The sequence below is a fragment of the Streptomyces sp. NPDC037013 genome (assembly GCF_055607265.1).
Genome location: NZ_JBVJRV010000005.1, coordinates 730455 through 751383, shown reverse-complemented (window position 1 = coordinate 751383; position 20929 = coordinate 730455). Strand labels below are relative to the sequence as shown.

At 70.3% G+C, this 20929-nt stretch carries 13 protein-coding genes, 1 tRNA gene and 1 rRNA gene; 12 read left to right on the top strand and 3 right to left on the bottom strand.

The features are described from left to right. The 3 genes from rrf to ACZ7DY_RS22195 all read left to right on the top strand — a co-directional run. A 5S ribosomal RNA gene (gene rrf / locus ACZ7DY_RS22205) occupies nt 1–87 on the top strand; the annotation flags it as partial. Between the two features lie 116 nt (nt 88–203). Beyond that, nucleotides 204–866: a DegT/DnrJ/EryC1/StrS family aminotransferase gene (locus tag ACZ7DY_RS22200; RefSeq protein WP_471137742.1), complete on the top strand. Its 663-nt coding sequence runs from the start codon at nt 204–206 to the stop codon at nt 864–866. An 85-nt stretch (nt 867–951) separates the two neighbouring features. Continuing rightward, nucleotides 952–1024, top strand: a tRNA-Thr gene (locus ACZ7DY_RS22195). A gap of 53 nt (nt 1025–1077) precedes the next feature. On the opposite strand, the gene ACZ7DY_RS22190 is transcribed toward ACZ7DY_RS22195, so the two are convergent. Further along, on the bottom strand, nt 1078–3762 hold the full coding sequence (locus ACZ7DY_RS22190; RefSeq protein ID WP_471137673.1) for a SpoIIE family protein phosphatase: 2685 nt from the start codon (nt 3760–3762) through the stop codon (nt 1078–1080). Between the two features lie 275 nt (nt 3763–4037). On the opposite strand from ACZ7DY_RS22190, the gene ACZ7DY_RS22185 reads away from it, so the two are divergent. The 9 genes from ACZ7DY_RS22185 to ACZ7DY_RS22145 all read left to right on the top strand — a co-directional run bounded on the left by ACZ7DY_RS22185 (nt 4038) and on the right by ACZ7DY_RS22145 (nt 18633). Further along, nucleotides 4038–9551 (top strand): HAMP domain-containing protein, encoded by a 5514-nt coding sequence (locus ACZ7DY_RS22185; protein WP_471137672.1) that lies wholly within the window; start codon nt 4038–4040, stop codon nt 9549–9551. 244 nt (nt 9552–9795) lie between these two features. Continuing rightward, nucleotides 9796–10482, top strand: coding sequence for a response regulator (locus ACZ7DY_RS22180; RefSeq protein WP_471137671.1), 687 nt, complete (start codon nt 9796–9798; stop codon nt 10480–10482). Between the two features lie 146 nt (nt 10483–10628). Then, nucleotides 10629–13427 carry a DNA translocase FtsK gene (locus ACZ7DY_RS22175; protein WP_471137669.1) on the top strand — a complete coding sequence of 933 codons (2799 nt, stop codon included), beginning with the start codon at nt 10629–10631 and terminating at the stop codon, nt 13425–13427. Between the two features lie 211 nt (nt 13428–13638). Then, nucleotides 13639–14544: a helix-turn-helix domain-containing protein gene (locus tag ACZ7DY_RS22170; RefSeq protein ID WP_471137667.1), complete on the top strand. Its 906-nt coding sequence runs from the start codon at nt 13639–13641 to the stop codon at nt 14542–14544. Between the two features lie 138 nt (nt 14545–14682). Next, the gene (rimO, locus tag ACZ7DY_RS22165; protein ID WP_471137666.1) at nt 14683–16155 is read left to right on the top strand and encodes a 30S ribosomal protein S12 methylthiotransferase RimO; all 1473 of its coding nucleotides are present in this window, start codon (nt 14683–14685) and stop codon (nt 16153–16155) included. Further along, the gene (gene pgsA / locus ACZ7DY_RS22160; protein ID WP_471137665.1) at nt 16152–16850 is read left to right on the top strand and encodes a CDP-diacylglycerol--glycerol-3-phosphate 3-phosphatidyltransferase; all 699 of its coding nucleotides are present in this window, start codon (nt 16152–16154) and stop codon (nt 16848–16850) included. Before rimO ends, pgsA begins: the two co-directional genes overlap by 4 nt. Next, nucleotides 16847–17491, top strand: coding sequence for a CinA family protein (locus tag ACZ7DY_RS22155; RefSeq protein WP_471137661.1), 645 nt, complete (start codon nt 16847–16849; stop codon nt 17489–17491). The genes pgsA and ACZ7DY_RS22155 overlap by 4 nt, the downstream gene beginning before the upstream one ends. A 109-nt stretch (nt 17492–17600) precedes the next feature. After that, nucleotides 17601–17975 carry a helix-turn-helix domain-containing protein gene (locus ACZ7DY_RS22150; RefSeq protein WP_055564110.1) on the top strand — a complete coding sequence of 125 codons (375 nt, stop codon included), beginning with the start codon at nt 17601–17603 and terminating at the stop codon, nt 17973–17975. Between the two features lie 187 nt (nt 17976–18162). Continuing rightward, nucleotides 18163–18633 carry a Dps family protein gene (locus ACZ7DY_RS22145; protein ID WP_471137659.1) on the top strand — a complete coding sequence of 157 codons (471 nt, stop codon included), beginning with the start codon at nt 18163–18165 and terminating at the stop codon, nt 18631–18633. Nucleotides 18634–19217: 584 nt separating this feature from the next. Here the strand turns inward: ACZ7DY_RS22145 and ACZ7DY_RS22140 are convergent. After that, complete coding sequence (locus tag ACZ7DY_RS22140; protein WP_471137657.1) at nt 19218–20045, bottom strand: SDR family NAD(P)-dependent oxidoreductase; 828 nt, start codon at nt 20043–20045, stop codon at nt 19218–19220. Nucleotides 20046–20123: 78 nt separating this feature from the next. Continuing rightward, nucleotides 20124–20924, bottom strand: a complete 801-nt coding sequence (locus ACZ7DY_RS22135; protein ID WP_471137656.1) for an Fpg/Nei family DNA glycosylase — start codon at nt 20922–20924, stop codon at nt 20124–20126. Nucleotides 20925–20929: the final 5 nt, after the last annotated feature.

Sequence of the window (20929 nt, the reverse complement as noted above, 5' to 3'; positions counted from 1 at the left end):
GGTTACATTCCGAACCCGGAAGCTAAGCCTCATAGCGCCGATGGTACTGCAGGGGGGACCCTGTGGGAGAGTAGGACGCCGCCGAACTCCTTTTGATAAGAGCTGGTCCCCGAACTTCGGTTCGGGGACCAGCTCTTTTTTGTTTTGCGTAACGCTCCGTTCACGTTGCGCGGCCAACATCCGCAGACATGGGGACAGTTGGAATGTTGCGCGCCGCGGGTGTCGGTACCGGTGACGAGGTCGTCGTGCCGGCCTACGGGAGTGCCGAGGCGGCCGAGGACGTGGTGCTCGCCGGTGCGGTGCCCGTCTTCGCGGACATCGACCCGGCCACGTACTGCCTCGACCCGGAGGCCGTCGCCGCCGTGCTGACCTCCCGTACGGCCGCTGTGGTCGTCGGGCACCGCTTCGGCCGGCGGGCCGATGTGGGGCGGCTGCGGGAAGTCGGGGGCCGGCACGGGCTGTTGGTCCTGGAAGAGGGCGAGGAGACGGCGTCGCACGACGAACTCGCTCTGCGGCGGGCCCACGCCGCGTATCTCAGCGGGCGGCTCAGCGGTGTCGTGACGCCCGACGGCGGGGACCGGCACAGCTATCAGCAGTACGTCGTGCGGGTGCCGGGGAACGGCCGGCCCGATCGGGACGCGTTCGCACGCGCCGTACGGGCCAAGGGTGTTGACTGCCGGGTGCCGGTGAAGACGCCCGTGCACCGCATGCCGCGGTTCTGGCGGGACGTGCGGCTGCCGGAGACCGAGCGGGCCGCCGACGAGACGCTGGCCCTGCCGATCGGCGCGGGGATGGCACGGCGTGATCTGCAGCGTGTGGTCTCCGCGTGCAATGCGCTCGGCGGGCTGCTCCAGCCGGCTTTCTGATCCGCGGCGGCAGTGGTTCGAGGCACCCTTCGATTTCAGGTATGATCTATTTCGTTGCCGCGGGGAAAACCCCCGAAGGCAGCAGGCCCCTATAGCTCAGTCGGTAGAGCGTCTCCATGGTAAGGAGAAGGTCAGCGGTTCGATTCCGCTTGGGGGCTCAAGTAAAGAAGGCCCCCGCCCAGTTGGGCGAGGGCCTTCTGCCGTTTGACGCTCAGTCCTTCTGCAGGCCAGGGATCCGCATCGCGAGGATCGCCATGTCGTCCGAGGGTGCGTCCGTGGCGAAGCGCTCCACCGCGCGCATGATGCGGGCCGCGACCGCGCCCGCCGTCAGGCCCGTGCAGGTCGTGAGGACCTCCGCGAGGCCGTCGTCGCCGAGCATGCGGGTGCCCTCGCGGCGCTCGGTGACGCCGTCCGTCACGCAGAGCAGGACATCGCCCGGGTCGAGCGTCATCGTCTGCTCGTACAGCTCCAGGTCGTCCATGACGCCGAGCAGCGGCTGCGGTTCCGCGTACGGCTCGACCGTGCCGTCCTGGCGCAGGCGCAGCGGCAGCGGATGTCCGGCACAGACGATCTTCAGGACCGCCGAGCCGTCCTCCTGGGGCCACAACTCGCCGTACAGGAGCGTCAGGAAGCGGCTGCGGGCGCCCTCGTCGAGGATCGCGGCGTTGAGGCGCTCCAGGACGGCGGGCCCGCCGAAGCCCTCGCGGGCGAGCAGGCGCAGGGCGTGCCGGGCGAGGCCGGTGACGGCCGCCGCCTCCGGGCCAGTGCCGCAGACGTCGCCGATGGCGAAGCCATACGCGCCGTCGCGGATGGGGAAGAGGTCGTAGAAGTCACCGCCGACTTCGTTGCCCTCGCCGGCCGCGCGGTAGATGACCTCGACCTCGACGCCGGGGACCTGCGGGAGGCCGGGCGGGAGCAGGCTGCGCTGGAGGGACTGGCTGATCGCCATGCGCTCGGAGTAGAGGCGGGCGTTGTCGAGGGCGAGCGCGGCCCGGCGGGAGAGATCTTCGGCCAATTCCAGGATCTCTTGGCGGAAGTGCTCGTCGGCGGGCTTGCCGAGCGTGAGCATGCCGATGACGCGGTTGCGGGCGACCAGGGGCAGGACGACGGTCTCGCCGCCCACCGCCGACGCCGTGGAGAGTGTGGTGCCGATGCCGGAGCCCAGGGTCATGGGCTCGCCGAGGCCCAGGCTGCGCATCGAGGTGCGCAGGGCCGCCTGGTGCGCGGCCTCCGAGGGGGCGGCCCAGATGCGGGCGCCCGGTGTGGGGACCGGGTCCGGGGGGTCGATCTTGGAGAGGAGGGCCTTGAGGCCGTCGATGCGCTCCTCGTCCTCGTGCAGGACATACGACAGATACGGCTCGGCGGACTGGTCGGCGATCGTGTAGACGGCACACCAGGTGGCGAGCGTGGGGACCGTCATCTGGGCCATGAGGGCCAGGGTCTGGTCGCGGTCGAGGGTGCCCGCGAGGAGGTCCGAGGCCTCGACGAGGAAGGAGAGCGAGCCGCGGCGGAGGCGTTCCAGCTCGCCGAGGCGCGCGGACTCCACGGCGAGGGCGATGCGGTCGGCGGCGAACTGCAGGCGCAGGGCCTCTTCGTTCGAGTACCGCCCGGAGGCCTCTGCGGCGACGCCCAGGGAGCCGGTGAGGCGGCCCTCGACCTTCAGCGGGACCGTGACGACCGAGCGCATGCCCGTGCCGGCGAGCAGGGGCACCGCGCCCGGGACGACCGTGAGGTCCTCGTGGACGGCCGGCATGCGCGCGGAGCCGTAGCGGCCGGGGGCCGACTCGACCTGGACGCGCGCGAAGCGCTGGCGGGCCGAGGGCAGGCCCGTGGAGGCGCGGACCTCGAGCTCGGTCTCGTCGTCGGTGGCGAGCAGCAGGAAGGCCGCGTCGCCGTCGAGCATGTCGCGGGCCCGCTCGACGGTGCGCTGGAGGAGGCCGTCCAGGTCGTCGGGGGCGGGGGAGCCGATGAAGACCTCGAAGGGGTCCGTGGCGTGCGGCTCGCTGCGGGTGCCCGGCTCGGGGGGCGCGCCGCGCAGCGGGGTCTGGAGGACGGCGCGCTCGTCGTCGCGGACGAGGAGGCAGACCGTGGAGGGTTCGCCGTCGTTGTCGCGGACGCGCAGGTGGGAGGCGTAGACGGGGATCACGCAGCCGTTGGCGCCGCGGACGCCGTAGCTGCCCTCCCAGCGGGAGAGCCGCAGCGCCTCGGCGATGCCGGTGCTGGTGCCCGGTGTGTGCGGCCAGGCCGCGAGGTCGTTGAGGGGCTTGCCCATGACCTGCTCGGCGGCGTATCCGAAGAGTTCTCCGGCGTCCTCGTTCCAGGCGGAGATGGCGCCAAGGCGGTCGATCTGGATGACGGCGACGCGGACCCTGCCGTCGGCGATGGGCAGGAGGTCGGCGGGGAGCGAGGGGCCCGCCGTGCGGGTGCCGACGGGGCGGTGGGGCAGGTCGAGCTGGAACCAGACCTGCTTGTTGGTAGGGGTGTAGTCGACGCCCCAGCGGCTGGCGAGTGCCGCGCAGAGCTGGAGGCCGCGGCCGCCCTCGCGGTCGGGGCTGCCCATGTTGACCGAGGACTGCTGGAGCGGGATCTCGCGTTCCGGATAGTGGTCGGAGACCTCGATGCGTACGGCGTCGTCGCTGCGCAGACACTCGACGTCGGCGGCCGTGCCGGCGTGCACCACGGCGTTGGTGACCAGTTCGCTGGTGAGGACGACGGCGTCGTCGACGATGTCCGAGAAGCCCCAGCCCTGCAGGGTGTCGCGCACGAAGGAGCGGGCCGTCGCGACGGAACGCCCGACGGGTTCGAAGGTGGCAGCCGCGCGCGCGGTGATCACAGCACTCCTCGTACGAGTATCGACAGTGTCGACTGTATCGACGCCCAGTTCTCCCGAACCCATGGTGACGGCCGCCCCTCCGATGCCCGCTTGTTCGTGTACCACCGCCCTGGCCGGGCAGGACCGGGGTGGTTGGACAGCCGGATGCAAGGTTACTTACCTTCGCCGTCCATGCGGATGCCGGTCGTCAGTCTTTCCGCCCGGAGGGTGTGCGGACGGTGTGCGAAGCTGCCGAACTGTTATGGCCTGGTTCGGCCATGGTGAAACACTGGGCAAGCTCATGGAAACACCCCAGAAGAACCCGAGCAGTACCGGTCGACCCTTGCGGGAGGGACACAGTGGAGTCTGGCGCAGCGACGCGGGGCACTAAGACGCGCGCGAAAGACGGACAGTCCCTGAACAAACAGCGCAAACCGCGCAACGGGACGACGGCTTCCGTGGATGCGGCGGCTCTGAACAGGCTGCTCGCGGCCCTGGTGGCGATGCGGGACGGCAACTTCCGCAAGCGGCTCACGGTCTCCGGCGACGACGTGATGTCGGAGATCGCCGCCGTCTTCAATGAGGTCGCCGACCGGAATCTGCACCTGACAGGTGAGCTTTCGCGGGTGCGGCGCATGGTCGGACGTGAGGGAAAACTCACGGAACGGCTGGAGGCAGGAGCGAGCGAGGGCTCGTGGGCGGCGGCGATCGACGCGTCGAACGCGCTCGTCGACGATCTCGTACGTCCCGTCTCCGAGGTCGGCCGGGTACTGTCCGCGGTCGCGGAGGGCGACCTGGAGCAGCGGATGGAGCTGCGGGCGCAGGGGATGGACGGGAACGGTCACCCGCTGCGCGGTGAGTTCCTGAAGGTCGGGCGGACGGTCAACAACCTCGTCGACCAGCTCTCCACCTTCACCGACGAGGTCACGCGCGTGGCCAGCGAGGTCGGCACCGAGGGCAAGCTCGGCGGGCAGGCCAGGGTGCGCGGGATGTCCGGGTCGTGGAAGGACCTCACGGACTCCGTGAACACCATGGCGTACCGCCTGACCGCCCAGGTGCGGGACATCGCGCTGGTGACGACGGCGGTCGCGAAGGGTGACTTGTCCCGGAAGGTCACGGTTCATGTCGCGGGCGAGATGCTGGAGTTGAAGAACACCGTCAACACGATGGTGGACCAGCTCTCGTCGTTCTCCTCCGAGGTGACGCGCGTCGCCCGTGAGGTCGGCACGGAGGGCGAGCTCGGCGGCCAGGCGCAGGTGCCGGGTGTGGCGGGCGTATGGAAGGACCTCACCGATTCGGTGAACCTCATGGCCGGCAATCTCACCGCCCAGGTGCGGGGGATCGCGCAGGTCACGACCGCGGTGGCCAACGGCGACCTGTCGCAGAAGGTGACGGTGAGCGCGCGCGGCGAGGTCGCCCAGCTCGCCGAGACGATCAACCAGATGACCGAGACGCTGCGGACCTTCGCGGACGAGGTCACGCGCGTGGCCAACGAGGTCGGCGCGGAGGGGCAGCTCGGCGGCCAGGCCAATGTGCCGGGCGCCGCGGGCACCTGGAAGGACCTGACCGACTCGGTCAACACGGTCTTCCGGAACCTCACCACGCAGGTGCGGGACATCGCGCAGGTGACGACGGCGGTCGCCAACGGCGACCTGTCGCAGAAGGTCACCGTCGATGTCGCGGGCGAGATGCTCGAGCTGAAGAACACCACGAACACGATGGTCGACCAGCTCTCCGCCTTCGGCTCCGAAGTGACCCGGGTGGCGCGGGAGATCGGGGTCGAGGGCGAGCTCGGCGGCCAGGCACAGGTGCAGGGCGCGGCCGGTACGTGGAAGGACCTCACCGATTCGGTGAACACCGCCTTCCGCAACCTCACCGGACAGGTGCGCAACATCGCGCAGGTGACGACGGCCGTCGCCAACGGCGACCTGTCGCAGAAGGTCACGGTGGACGTCTCCGGAGAGATGCTCCAGCTGAAGAACACCGTGAACACGATGGTCGACCAGCTGTCGTCCTTCGCCGACCAGGTCACGCGGATGGCGCGGGACGTGGGCACGGAGGGCCGGCTCGGCGGTCAGGCCCGGGTGGACGGCGTGAGCGGTACGTGGAAGGACCTCACCGACTCCGTCAACTTCATGGCGGGCAACCTGACGTCGCAGGTGCGGCAGATCGCGCAGGTCACCACGGCGGTGGCGCGCGGTGACCTGTCGCAGAAGATCGAGGTCGACGCGCGCGGCGAGATCCTCGAACTCAAGAACACCATCAACACGATGGTCGACCAGCTCTCCGCCTTCGCGGACCAGGTGACCCGGGTGGCCCGCGAGGTGGGTACGGAGGGTCGCCTCGGCGGTCAGGCGCAGGTGCCCGGTGTGGCCGGTGTGTGGCGCGATCTGACGGACTCCGTGAACGGCATGGCCGGGAACCTCACGGCGCAGGTGCGCAACATCGCGCAGGTGGCGACGGCGGTGGCGCGCGGTGACCTGTCGCAGAAGATCGACGTGGACGCGCGCGGCGAAATCCTGGAGCTCAAGAACACCCTGAACACGATGGTGGACCAGCTGTCCGCCTTCGCGGAGCAGGTCACGCGGGTCTCCCGCGAGGTGGGTACGGACGGCATCCTGGGCGGCCAGGCCGAGGTGCAGGGCGTCTCCGGCACCTGGAAGGACCTCACGCAGTCCGTGAACGGGATGGCGAACAACCTCACCCTTCAGGTGCGGAACATCGCCGAGGTCACCACGGCCGTCGCCATGGGCGACCTCTCCAAGAAGATCACCGTCGACGCGAAGGGCGAGATCCTCGAACTCGTCACGACCGTCAACACCATGGTCGACCAGCTCTCGTCCTTCGCCGAGCAGGTGACGCGGGTGGCCCGCGAGGTGGGCACCGAGGGCCAGTTGGGCGGCCAGGCGCGGGTGCCGGGTGTCACGGGCATCTGGAAGGACCTGAGCGACAACGTCAACCTGATGGCCAACAACCTGACCAGCCAGGTGCGGAACATCTCCCAGGTGTCGGCGGCGGTCGCCAACGGCGACCTGACCAAGAAGGTGACGGTCGAGGCGCGCGGCGAGGTCGCGCAGCTCGCCGACACGGTCAACACCATGGTGACGACGCTGAGTTCGTTCGCCGACGAGGTCACGCGCGTGGCCCGCGAGGTGGGCACCGACGGCATCCTGGGCGGCCAGGCGCGCGTGCCGGGCGTCTCCGGTACGTGGAAGGACCTCACCGAGTCCGTGAACTCGATGGCGTCGAACCTGACCGGTCAGGTCCGCAACATCGCCATGGTCACCACCGCCATCGCCAAGGGCGATCTGACCAAGAAGATCGACATCGACGCCCGGGGCGAGATCCTGGAGCTGAAGACCACCATCAACACGATGGTCGACCAGCTGTCGTCCTTCGCCGAGCAGGTCACCCGGGTCGCCCGCGAAGTGGGTACGGAGGGGCAGCTCGGCGGCCAGGCACGCGTGCGTGACGTCGACGGCACCTGGCGCGACCTGACCGAGTCCGTGAACGAGATGGCCGGAAACCTCACCCGGCAGGTGCGGGCCATCGCCAAGGTCGCCACGGCGGTGACCCGCGGTGACCTCAACCTGAAGATCGAGGTCGACGCGGCCGGCGAGATCCAGGTCCTGCAGGACAACATCAACACCATGATCGCGAACCTCCGCGACACGACCCTGGCCAACAAGGAGCAGGACTGGCTCAAGGGCAACCTCGCGCGGATCTCCGGCCTGATGCAGGGCCGGCGCGACCTGGAGGACGTCGCCTCGCTGATCATGAGCGAGCTGACGCCGGTCGTCTCCGCGCAGCACGGCGCGTTCTTCCTCGCGATGCCCACGGACGACGGCCAGGACCTCGGGGGCGACCACGAGGACGCGTACGAACTGCGGATGCTCGGCAGCTACGGATACTCCATGGGATCCATGCCGACGTCGTTCCGGCCCGGCGAGACCCTCATCGGGACGGCCGCCAAGGAGCGGCGCACGATCCTCGTGGAGAACGCGCCCTCCGGCTACCTGCGGATCGCGTCGGGGCTCGGTGAGGCGCCTCCCGCGCAGGTCATCGTGTTGCCCGTGCTCTTCGAGGGGACCGTCCTCGGCGTGATCGAGCTGGCCGCGTTCCAGCCCTTCACGCAGATCCAGAAGGACTTCCTGAACCAGATCGCCGAGATGATCGCGACGAGCGTCAACACCATCAGCGTCAATACGAAGACCGAGGTGCTGCTCAAGCAGTCGCAGGAGCTGACCGAGCAACTGCGGGAACGCTCGGCCGAGTTGGAGAACCGGCAGAAGGCGCTCCAGGACTCCAACGCGGAGCTGGAGGAGAAGGCGGAGCTCCTCGCCCAGCAGAACCGCGACATCGAGGTGAAGAACACCGAGATCGAGGAGGCCAGGCAGGTCCTGGAGGAGCGCGCCGAGCAGCTCGCGGTCTCGATGCGCTACAAGTCCGAGTTCCTCGCCAACATGTCGCACGAGTTGCGCACCCCGCTCAACTCCCTGCTGATCCTGGCCAAGTTGCTCGCCGACAACGCCGACGCGAACCTCACCCCCAAGCAGGTCGAGTTCGCCGAGACGATCCACGGCGCGGGCTCGGACCTGCTCCAGCTGATCAACGACATCCTCGACCTCTCCAAGGTCGAGGCCGGCAAGATGGACGTCTCCCCGACGCGCATCGCCCTGGTCCAACTCGTCGACTACGTAGAGGCCACTTTCCGGCCGCTGACCGCCGAGAAGGGGCTCGATTTCTCCGTACGGGTCTCTCCGGAGCTGCCCGCGACGCTGCACACGGACGAACAGCGCCTGTTGCAGGTGCTGCGCAACCTCCTGTCGAACGCGGTGAAGTTCACCGACACCGGAGCCGTCGAGCTGGTCATCCGGCACGCCAGCAACGACGTGCCCGACTCGATCCGCGAGCAGCTCCTGGAGGCGGGCTCGCTGCGCGACGCCGACGCCGACCTGATCGCCTTCTCGGTGACGGACACCGGCATCGGCATCGCGGCCAGCAAGATGCGGGTCATCTTCGAGGCGTTCAAGCAGGCCGACGGCACGACCAGCAGGAAGTACGGCGGCACCGGTCTCGGTCTCTCCATCAGCCGGGAGATCGCGCGGCTGCTCGGCGGCGAGATCCACGCCCAGAGCGAGCCGGGCCGCGGCTCCACCTTCACGCTCTATTTGCCGCTGCACCCGAGCGAACTGCCGCCCCAGGGCTACACGCAGCTGGCACCCGCGCCCCAGCCGCGCGAACTGCCCGCACTGGAGGAGGCGCCCGGCACCGAGGAGGCGCAGCAGCCCGAGGCGGCCCCGGCCCCCCACGACACCGTCTCCGGCCCCGCCGCCCTCTTCCGGAGGAGGCGCCGGCCCGCGCCCGCGCAGGAGCCCACGGCCCTGCCGGGACAGCCTGCCGCGGCACCGCAGGAGCCGCGGCCCCAGGAGCGGGCGCCCGAGCAGTGGCCCGCCGCGGGGCAGGAGAACCAGGCGGCGCGGCCCGGTTTCCACTTCGGCGGCGAGAAGGTCCTGATCGTCGACGACGACATCCGCAACGTCTTCGCGCTCACCAGTGTCCTGGAGCAGCACGGCCTCGCGGTGCTGTACGCGGAGAACGGCCGGGAGGGCATCGAAGTGCTGGAACAGCACGACGACGTGACGGTCGTTCTGATGGACATCATGATGCCCGAGATGGACGGTTACGCGACGACGACGGCGATCCGCAGGATGCCGCAGTTCGCCGGACTGCCGATCATCGCGCTCACCGCCAAGGCGATGAAGGGCGACCGGGAGAAGGCGATCGACTCCGGGGCCTCCGATTACGTGACGAAGCCGGTCGACCCGGATCACCTGTTGTCTGTGATGGAGCAGTGGATGCGCGCAGAGTGACCGAGAACGGGCTTCGTCACAGCCAGTTGCTGACAGACTGTGGCCGAAGCCGTGTAGAAGCGCGGTATCCGGGGAACCTTCTGGTCTCCCACCGCGTTTCTGCTACGTGCACAGTGACATCGCGGTGACAGGGTGTGGCGACAGGCGGGGTGCGGCTACCATGACCGGCACAAGGACGGGCGGCGCAAGGGAGTCGTCCTCTGGGGCGGCGCCCGGTGTTTCGCCGGGGCGAGGAGGGCGGGCCATGGTGCAGAAGGCCAAGATCCTCCTGGTCGATGACCGGCCGGAGAATCTGCTGGCGCTGGAGGCCATCCTCTCTGCGCTCGATCAGACACTGGTGCGGGCATCGTCCGGGGAGGAAGCGCTCAAAGCACTACTCACGGACGACTTCGCGGTCATTCTGCTGGACGTTCAGATGCCGGGAATGGACGGTTTCGAAACCGCCGCGCACATCAAGCGGCGGGAGCGGACCCGGGACATCCCGATCATCTTCCTCACCGCCATCAACCACGGACCGCATCACACCTTCCGCGGTTATGCCGCGGGCGCGGTGGACTACATCTCCAAGCCGTTCGACCCGTGGGTGCTGCGCGCGAAGGTCTCGGTCTTCGTCGAGCTGTACATGAAGAACTGCCAACTGCGGGAGCAGGCGGCGCTGCTGCGTCTCCAGCTCGAAGGCGGCGGCGGCAAGGCCGCGGCCGGCGACGCCAAGGAGCCCGCCGGTCTGCTCGCCGAGCTGTCGGCGCGCCTCGCGGCGGTCGAGGAGCAGGCCGAGGCGCTCTCCAAGCAGCTGGACGACGATTCGGCCGACGCGGCGGCGGTGGCCACCGCCGCCCATCTCGAACGCAAACTCACCGGGCTGCGGCGGGCTCTTGACGCCCTGGAGCCGGGCACCGGCAGCGGCGCCCCCTCGGTCCCCTCGCAGAACTGACGCGGCAAGGGGCCCCACTGACGAGGTTCCGGCCCGCGCGCGGCGGGTGAACCTCCGTCAGTTCTCCGCCACGGCAGGGGCGACACAAACGGGTGAAGCAGTGGGCACACGTGTCCGCAGTGGTCGACACCGGTAACCTCACACCCATGGCCTCACGTCAGTCCGCAGCCAAGAAGACGCCCGCGAAGAAGGCGGCCGCGCCGACGAAGGCCCCGGCGAAGAAGGCCGTCGCCAAACCGCCGGCGAAGAAGGCCGTGGCCAAGAAGGCACCCGCGAAGAGGGCCCCGGCCAAGAAGGTCGCGGCGAAGAAGCCGGCGCCCAGGCCGGTGCCCAGCCCCACGGGGGGCGTGTACCGGCTCGCGCGCGCCATCTGGCTCGGCATCGCCCACGGCGTCGGCGCGATGTTCCGCGGCATAGGGCGCGGCGCCAAGGGCCTCGACCCGGCGCACCGCAAGGACGGCCTCGCGCTGCTGCTGCTCGGCATCGCCCTGATCGTGGCGGCCGGCACCTGGTCCAACCTGCGCGGCCCGGTCGGCGACCTCGTCGAGGTCCTCGTGACCGGCGCGTTCGGCCGTCTCGACCTGCTGGTGCCGCTGCTGCTGGGCGCCATCGCCGTACGGCTGATCCGGCACCCGGAGCGGCCCGAGGCCAACGGCCGCATCGTGATCGGCCTCTCCGCCCTGGTCGTCGGCGTCCTCGGCCAGGTCCACATCGCGTGCGGCTCGCCCGCCCGCAGCTCCGGCATGCAGGCGATAAGGGATGCGGGCGGCCTGATCGGCTGGGGCGCCTCCACCCCGCTGATCTTCACCATGGGCGAGATCCTCGCGGTGCCGCTCCTGGTGCTCCTCACCGTCTTCGGGCTGCTCGTCGTCACGGCGACGCCCGTCAACGCCATCCCGCAGCGGCTGCGGCTGCTCGGCACCCGGCTCGGCGTGGTCCAGGCGGAACCGGAGGCGGACGCCTTCACCTACGACGACGAGCGTTACGACGAGCAGTGGCGCGAGGCCCTGCCCGCACGCTCCGCGCGCCGGCGCACGCCCGCCCCGGACGCCTACGGCCCCGACGCGTACGGCCCGGACCAGGCGGAGGAGGAGGCGCTCTCCAAGCGGCGCAGGCCCCGCAGGACCCCCGTACAGCCGGACATGGACCGGCCGATGGACGCCGTGGACGTGGCGGCCGCCGCGGCCGCCGCCCTGGACGGGGCCGTGCTGCACGGCATGCCCCCTTCCCCGCTGGTCGCCGATCTGACGCAGGGCGTCTCGGGGGAGCGGGAGGACCGCGAACGGGGCGGGGAGCGGGAGCAGGCGACGCCTGTACCGCCCGCGCGCGCCACGGACGCCCCGGTGCCCGGCAAGCTGAAGAAGAAGCCGGAGGCGCCCGCACAGGGCGTCGTGCAGGACCTCACCAAGCCCGCCCCCGAGCCCCCGCGCGAACTGCCGCCCCGTGCCCAGCAGCTCCAGCTGGCCGGCGACATCACCTACGCGCTGCCCTCGCTCGACCTTCTGGAGCGCGGCGGCCCCGGCAAGACCCGCAGCGCCGCCAACGACGCGGTCGTGCACTCGCTGACGAACGTCTTCACCGAGTTCAAGGTCGACGCGCGCGTCACGGGCTTCACGCGCGGCCCGACGGTCACGCGGTACGAGATCGAGCTCGGCCCCGCCGTGAAGGTCGAGAAGATCACCGCGCTGGCCAAGAACATCGCGTACGCGGTCGCCTCGCCCGACGTCCGGATCATCTCGCCGATCCCCGGCAAGTCGGCGGTCGGCATCGAGATCCCGAACACCGACCGCGAGATGGTCAACGTCGGCGACGTGCTGCGCCTGGCGGACGCGGCCGAGGACGACCACCCCATGCTCGTCGCGCTCGGCAAGGACGTCGAGGGCGGCTACGTCATGGCCAACATGGCGAAGATGCCGCACATCCTGGTGGCCGGAGCCACCGGATCCGGCAAGTCGTCCTGCATCAACTGCCTGATCACGTCGATCATGATAAGAGCGACGCCCGAGGACGTACGGATGGTCCTCGTCGACCCCAAGCGGGTCGAGCTCACGGCGTACGAGGGCATTCCGCACCTGATCACGCCGATCATCACCAACCCGAAGAAGGCCGCCGAAGCGCTCCAGTGGGTCGTCCGCGAGATGGACCTGCGCTACGACGACCTCGCCGCCTTCGGCTACCGGCACATCGACGACTTCAACCGGGCCGTGCGCGAGGGCAAGCTCAAGACGCCCGAGGGAAGCGAGCGCGAGCTCCAGCCCTACCCGTATCTGCTGGTGATCGTCGACGAGCTCGCCGACCTCATGATGGTGGCGCCGCGCGACGTCGAGGACTCGATCGTGCGCATCACGCAGCTCGCGCGGGCGGCCGGCATCCATCTGGTGCTCGCCACCCAGCGTCCCTCCGTGGACGTCGTGACCGGTCTGATCAAGGCGAACGTGCCCTCCCGGCTCGCCTTCGCGACCTCCTCGCTCGCCGACAGTCGCGTCATCCTCGACCAGCCGGGCGCGGAGAAGCTCATCGGAAAGGGTGACGGTCTGTTCCTGCCGATGGGGGCGAACAAACCCACCCGTATGCAGGGCGCCTTCGTCACCGAGGACGAGATCCACGCGGTCGTCCAGCACTGCAAGGACCAGATGGCACCGGTCTTCCGGGACGACGTCACGGTCGGCAGCAAGCAGAAGAAGGAGATCGACGAGGACATCGGCGACGACCTCGATCTCCTGTGCCAGGCCGCTGAGCTGGTGGTTTCCACCCAGTTCGGGTCCACGTCCATGCTCCAGCGCAAGCTGCGCGTCGGCTTCGCCAAGGCGGGCCGGCTGATGGACCTGATGGAGTCGCGCTCCATCGTCGGCCCGAGCGAAGGCTCAAAGGCACGTGACGTTCTTGTGAAACCTGATGAGCTGGACGGAGTGCTCGCCGTGATCCGCGGGGAGGCTCACCCATAGGGCGGGCAAGGCTCACCCATAAGGGATTGGCAGGCAACCGTTTCCCTTCGGCACACGTCAAGTTGAGGGAGACAAGAGCACGATGTCCCGGCATCAGGATGTCCGGCCATTCTGATGGCGTACAAAGTCCGTCCGTCCGGTTGCCCCACCCTTTCAAGACCCCCCTAAACTGAACCTCCGGCAGGTGGCTACACGCTCGAAAGGCGCCCCCGTGTCCATCGGCAACTCCCCTGAAGACGACCGACCTTCGGACGACCGCCCCGACCGCTCCGACCGCGCCGCGGACGAGAGCCCGGCGGACGGGCCCCAGGCCGCCGACCACCGGGCCGACGACCGGCCCTCGATCGGCCGCGTCCTCCAGCAGGCCCGCGTCGCCTCCGGCCTGACCGTCGACGAAGTCAGTACGTCCACCCGGGTGCGCGTCCCCATCGTGCACGCGATCGAACAGGACGACTTCTCCCGATGCGGCGGCGACGTCTACGCCCGCGGTCACATCAGGACGCTGGCCCGCGCCGTCGGCATCGACCCGGCCCCGCTGCTCGCCCAGTACGACGACGGGCATGGCGGTCACCCGCCCGCGCCCACGCCGGCGGCGCCCCTCTTCGAGGCCGAACGCATCCGGTCCGAACCGCGCAGGCCGAACTGGACCGCCGCGATGGTCGCCGCGATCGTCGCGGTGATCGGCTTCGTCGGCTTCACCGCGTTCCGCGGCGGCGACGACGGCGACAGCTCGCAGTCCGTCGCCGAGGGCTCCACGCCCGCCCCGGCCAAGACCCCGCAGAAGCCGAAGCCGCCCGCCAAGCCGGCCGACCCCAAGCCCGACCCGTCGAACAGCGCCATCGCCGGCGTGCCGCGCGACAAGGTCACGGTCAAGGTCGTCGCCCCGGACGGCCGCAGCTGGATCTCGGCCAAGGACCACAACGGCCGCACCCTCTTCGACGGCGTCCTGGAGCAGGGTCAGGACAAGACCTTCCAGGACAAGCAGAAGATCGACCTGGTCCTGGGCGACGCGGGCGCGATCGAGCTGTACGTGAACGGCAAGCAGGTCGACAACGAATTCGAGCCCGGTCAGGTCGAGCGCCTGTCGTACACGAAGGGCGATCCGCAGGCCGGCTGACCAAGCCCCGCGGGGCGTCTGACCAGCGACGCTCCGCCGGGTGAGGGGACAGACGGATGAAGCGCCGCCGGCCCGGGGCCGACCGGCGGGTAACCCTGGCGGCCGGTGCCGGGGCGGGGACGAAGTAGTCTTGAGACCATGCCCGAACGCCGCACCGTCGCCCTTGTCACTCTTGGCTGCGCCCGTAACGAGGTGGACTCGGAGGAGCTCGCAGGCCGCTTGGAGGCGGACGGCTGGCAGCTCGTCGAGGACGCCGAGGACGCGGACGTCGCCGTCGTCAACACCTGCGGCTTCGTCGAAGCCGCCAAGAAGGACTCCGTCGACGCCCTCCTCGAAGCCAATGACCTGAAGGGTCACGGCAAGACCCAGGCCGTCGTCGCGGTCGGCTGCATGGCCGAGCGGTACGGCAAGGAGCTCGCCGACGCGCTCCCCGAGGCCGACGGCGTGCTCGGGTTCGACGACTACTCCGACATCTCCAACCGCCTGCAGACCATCCTGAGCGGTGGCAGCGTCGAGGCCCACACCCCGCGTGACCGGCGCAAGCTGCTGCCGATCAGCCCCGCGGAGCGCCAGGACGCCGGGGCCGGTGTCGCCCTGCCCGGGCACGCCCCCGTGGCGGCCCCCCAGGACCTGCCCGAGGGCGTCGCGCCCGCGTCGGGGCCGCGCGCCCCGCTGCGCCGCCGCCTCGGCACCAGCCCCGTCGCCTCCGTGAAGCTGGCCTCCGGCTGCGACCGGCGCTGCTCGTTCTGCGCCATCCCGTCCTTCCGCGGCTCCTTCATCTCGCGCCGCCCCTCCGACGTCCTCGGCGAGACCCGCTGGCTCGCCGAGCAGGGCGTCAAGGAGGTGATGCTCGTCTCCGAGAACAACACCTCGTACGGCAAGGACCTCGGCGACATCCGTCTCCTGGAGACGCTCCTGCCCGAGCTGGCCGCCGTCGACGGGATCGAGCGGGTGCGCGTCAGCTACCTCCAGCCCGCCGAGATGCGCCCCGGCCTCATCGACGTGCTCACCTCGACCGAGAAGGTCGCCCCCTACTTCGACCTCTCCTTCCAGCACTCCGCCCCCGGCGTGCTGCGCGCCATGCGGCGCTTCGGCGACACCGACCGCTTCCTGGAGCTCCTGGACACCATCCGGAGCAAGGCGCCGCAGGCCGGCGTGCGCTCCAACTTCATCGTCGGCTTCCCCGGCGAGAGCGAGTCGGACGTCGCGGAGCTCGAGCGGTTCCTGACGGGCGCCCGCCTGGACGCCATCGGCGTCTTCGGCTACTCCGACGAGGAGGGCACCGAAGCGGCCACGTACGACGAGAAGCTCGACCAGGACGTCGTCGACGAGCGGCTCGCGCGCATCGCGCGGCTCGCCGAGGAGCTCACCTCGCAGCGTGCCGACGAGCGGGTCGGCGAGACCGTCGAGGTCCTCGTCGAATCCGTCGACGAGGAGGAGGGCCCGCTCGGCAGGGCCGCCCACCAGGCCCCCGAGACCGACGGCCAGATCCGTCTGACGGGCGCCATCGCTGGGGGTGCCCTGGAGGTCGGCCGTATGGTCGTGGCAAAGGTCGTCGGCACGGAGGGCGTGGACTTGGTGGCCGAGTGTCTCGAGGAGGCCGGCAGATGACCGGAGTCCCGGCATCCGCGAGCGGCTCCGGCGCGCAGGGCGCTCCGGGCGCCACGCCGGTGCGGGGCGGGAAGCTGGGCGCCGCGGCGGTCAACCAGGCCAGCCTGTGGAACGTCGCGAACCTGCTGACCATGGTCCGGCTGCTGCTCGTGCCCGGCTTCGTCATGCTGCTCCTAGGCAACGGCGGATACGACCCGGCCTGGCGCTCCTTCGCCTGGGCCGCCTTCGCCGTCGCCATGATCACCGACCTCTTCGACGGCCACCTGGCACGCACGTACAACCTGGTCACGGACTTCGGGAAGATCGCCGACCCGATCGCCGACAAAGCGATCATGGGTGCCGCGCTGATCTGTCTCTCCTGGCTCGGTGACCTTCCCTGGTGGGTGACCGGCGTGATTCTCGGGCGTGAGCTCGGCATCACGCTGCTGCGGTTCTGGGTGATCCGCTATGGCGTCATTCCGGCCAGCCGGGGCGGGAAGATGAAGACGCTGGCGCAGGGCACGGCGGTCGGGATGTACGTCCTCGCCCTGACCGGGCCGCTCGCCTCACTGCGCTTCTGGGTGATGGGGCTCGCCGTGGTGCTGACCGTGGTGACCGGGCTCGACTATGTGAAGCAGGCCGTCGTGCTGCGCAGGCAGGGCAGGGCCGAGGCGCGTGCCGCGGCCGCCGAGGCCGCCCGGGAGGCGGCGAAGTGACGTCCCGCGGGCTCTCGTCCGGCGAGACGCCGGTGGCCGGTCTGCTGCACCTGCTCGCCGCGCGCGGCGAGACGCTCGCCGTCGCCGAGTCGCTGACCGGGGGCCTGGTGGCCGCCGAGATCACGGCGACGCCCGGGGCCTCGAAGGTCTTCCGCGGGTCCGTGACCGCGTACGCCACCGAGCTCAAGCGGGACGTCCTCGGCGTCGACGGCACTCTGCTGGACGAGCGCGGGGCCGTGGATCCCGAGGTGGCGCGGCAGATGGCGGCCGGCGTGCGCCGGGTCCTCGGCGCGGACTGGGGGATCGCGACCACCGGGGTCGCCGGGCCCGACGCGCAGGACGGCCGGCCGGTCGGCACCGTGTACGTGGCGGTTTGGGGGCCGGATTCGGCCGTTGTTCCGACCGAAAACGGGGGCAGGCGGCCGGAACTCGCGGTTTCCGGATCGAATCCCGAAAACATGCGCGGTTACGCCGATGGCGGAGCCGCCGGCAAAGTCGCTGCCCTGCGGTTGAACGGTGACCGTTCGGAAATCCGTAGGGAGAGCGTACGGAGCGTGCTTACGCTGCTTCTCGAGCAGCTGTCCGGCGAACGTGCCGAGAATGGGCGGGCACAGGATACGGAACAGAACGGGGGGAATTGATGTTTGCAGCCCTGAGTGAACACGACATCGCTCCCCGCACGGCCGCCGCGCGAGGCGGTACGGTGGGGCGTGAAGGATGCGGCTACGCGGTCCGAGGAGGGAGCCACCGATGATTCTGCTCCGTCGCCTGCTGGGTGACGTGCTGCGTCGGCAGCGCCAGCGCCAGGGCCGTACTCTGCGCGAAGTCTCCTCGTCCGCCCGAGTCTCGCTCGGCTATCTCTCCGAGGTGGAGCGGGGGCAGAAGGAGGCTTCCTCCGAGCTGCTTTCCGCGATCTGCGACGCGCTTGACGTACGGATGTCCGAGCTCATGCGTGAAGTGAGCGACGAGTTGTCGCTCGCCGAGCTGGCTGAGTCTGCAGCAGTCCCGGAGCCGGTGCGCGCACCGGTTCGCTCGATGCTCAATTCCGTCTCCGTGGCCGGCGTGCCACCGGAACGGGTCACGATCAAGGCACCCGCGGAGGCCGTGGACGTCGTCGCGGCGTGATGGCGCGCTGCTCTCAGGAGCAGCCTCCCGAAGTGTGTGGAAGCCCCGACCGGGTACTCGGTCGGGGCTTCTGTGTTGTTCGAGGTGGACCCTACGTGACCGCTGTTACACGAATCGACCTATTTGGCGCTTTTATGACATGGTTGGTGGGGATTTACCTCATTCGCTCGTGAGTTGGAGGAGACAGATGTACGTCGTGAAGAGCCCGCTGTCCGATGCGGATCTGAAGACGGTCTCGGAGGCCCTGCAGGGCGCGCTCGTGGACCTGGTCGACCTGTCGCTGGTGGCCAAGCAGATTCACTGGAATGTGGTCGGCCCGCGCTTCCGCTCCGTGCACCTGCAGCTGGACGAGGTCGTGGACACGGCCAGGCAGCACTCCGACACGGTGGCCGAGCGCGCCTCCACGCTCGGCGTCTCGCCCGACGGGCGCGCGGCCACCGTGGCGCAGAGCACCGGCATCGGCGCGGTCCCGGACGGCTGGGTCAAGGATGTCGACGCCGTCGGGGCGCTCGTGGACGCGCTCGGCGCGGTGATCACCCGAATGCGTGAGCGTGTCGACGCGACCGGCGAGGCGGACCCGGTCAGCCAGGACATCTTCATCGGGATCACGGCCGACCTGGAGAAGCACCACTGGATGTTCCAGGCCGAGAACGGCTGACCGGACGACGCGTCCGGGAGGGCGCTCCGCCGAGGGGCGCTCTTCGCGTTCTCACGGGGTGGTGCCGCCGTTCGTGCGCCGTGCGGCTTCCGGCGACGGCGGCACGCCCTCCCGTGGGGTGAACCCGGGCGCTTAGCGTCGTCCTCGCGTCGAGCGGGAGGTGGCATCTGTGGCAGCGGTGAGCGGGACGGTCATAGGGACGGTCATATCCTGGCGCACCGTGCGGTGGGTGCCCGCCCTCGTGTTCGGTGCGCTGTGGTGGTGGGGCGTGCTGCGGCTCGCCCTCGTACCTGAGGCGGGTGTTCTCGAAGGGGCGGTCGCGGCCGGGGGGTGGGGCCTGAGCGTATTGCCCGTCCACTGCGTCTCGAGGTCGCGGGCGACGGGGGTGGCGGGGGCGGATGGATCGACGGGATCGGTCGGGTCGGATGGATCGGCTGGGCAGGTTGGATCGGCCAAGCAGGGGGACCCGCGGGCGCGTGGCCTTCTGCGGCGGTGGGTGAGTGAGCGAGTGGTGCCGGCCTGGTGGGGGTCGGCGGACGCGGAGGCGGGGCCCGCGCGTGGGACGACGACCGCGTGGGAGCGGATCACCAGGGCATGGCGACGCCGCCGTTCGGGCGGAGGATCTGGCCCGTCGTGAAGGACGAGGCGTCGGACGCCAGGTGCAGCACGGCGTGCGCGACGTCTTCCGGTTCGCCCACGCGGCCCAGGGGTGACATGCGGGCCATGATCTTCTCGGTGTGAGGGCGGGGTTCGGGCGCGGTGGCGGTGGCGGTGTCGCTGGCTGTGGCGGTGTCGGTGTCGGCGCGGGACGTCATGGGGGTGCGGATCCAGCCCGGTGCGACGGCGTTGACGCGGATGCCGTGCGGGCCGACTTCCGTGGCCAGGGTCTTGGTGAGCTGGACGACGGCCGCCTTGGCCGCGCCGTAGCAGAGGAGGCCGGGGCCGCCGGTGTCCACGGCGCCCGATGCCATCGTGATGATGCTGCCGCCGGAGCCCGTCTCGATCATGGTGCGGGCCGCGGCCTGACAGGCGTACAGGACACCCTTGAAGTTGATGTTCAGGACGCGGTCGAGGTCCTCGTCGCGGGTCTCCAGGACCGGGCTGCTGTGCATGACGCCGGCGATCGCGGCCATGACGTCCAGGCGGGGGCCGGTGTTTCCCTCTGCCGCGGCGGCGCTCACCGCTCGCTCGACCTGACTCCTGTCCGCGACGTCCAGCGGATACGTGTGTGCGGTGCCGTCGGCCGCCTTGATGAGGGCGGCGGTCTCATGGAGTCCCCGCTCGTCGATGTCAGCGCAGTGGACGGTGGCGCCCGCCTGCGCGAGGAGCAGAGCCGTGGCGCGTCCTATGCCGCTGGCGGCGCCGGTGACGAATGCGGTGCGTCCGGTGAGGTCGTACGCGGGGACGGGCATGACGGGACGGTACGGCTACATCTGACGGGTCGTCAACTGGTCGGGGAGGGCACTGCGTCGGGGATGTGGGAGGCGGGATCAGGGGGTGGGCCCCTGCTGGCAGGTGGGGCACCAGTAGGTGGGGCGGCTGCGGGAGCCGTCGCCTTGTTCGCCGAGCCGGATCGGGGTGCCGCAGCGCATGCAGGGGCGGCGCGCGCGGCCGTACACGTACAGGCGGTGGCCGTTGCGGTCGCGGCCGGTGGTGGTGCGCGAGGGCCGTTCGCGGTTGGCCTCCAGGAGCTTCTTGGAGAGTGCGGGGACGCGGGCCGCCGTCTCCTCGGAGAGCTCGCCGACGGGGAGCCAGGGTGTGACGCCCAGGAGAAAGCAGATCTCGCTCTTGAAGACGTTGCCGATGCCCGCGAGATTGCGCTGGTCCAGGAGTGCTTCGCCGAGCGGGCGGTCGGGTGCGGCCAGCAGGTTGGTCAGCGCGCGCTCCGGGTCCCAGTCGGGGCCGAGGAGATCGGGGCCCAGGTGGCCGACGGCCTTCTCCTCTTCGCTGGTGCGGAGCAGTTCGAGGACGGGGAGGCGGTATCCGACGGCGGTCCGTTCGGCGGTGCCGAGGATCGCCCGGATCTGGTGCCCGGGGCCGCCGCTCCAGCGCTCGTCGGGGGCGTACAGCCGCCAGGAGCCGTCCATCCGGAGGTGTGAGTGCAGGGTGAGGCCGCCCTCGATGCGGGTGAGCAGGTGCTTTCCGCGGGGGGTGACGTCCAGGACGGTGCGCCCGGTGAGGTCGACGGTCGCCAGCTTGGGCACGCGGAGGTCGGAGCGCGTGAGGGTGTGCCCGGCGAGGGCGGTGTGCAGGCGCCGGGCCGCTTGGAGGACGGTGTCACCTTCGGGCATGGATC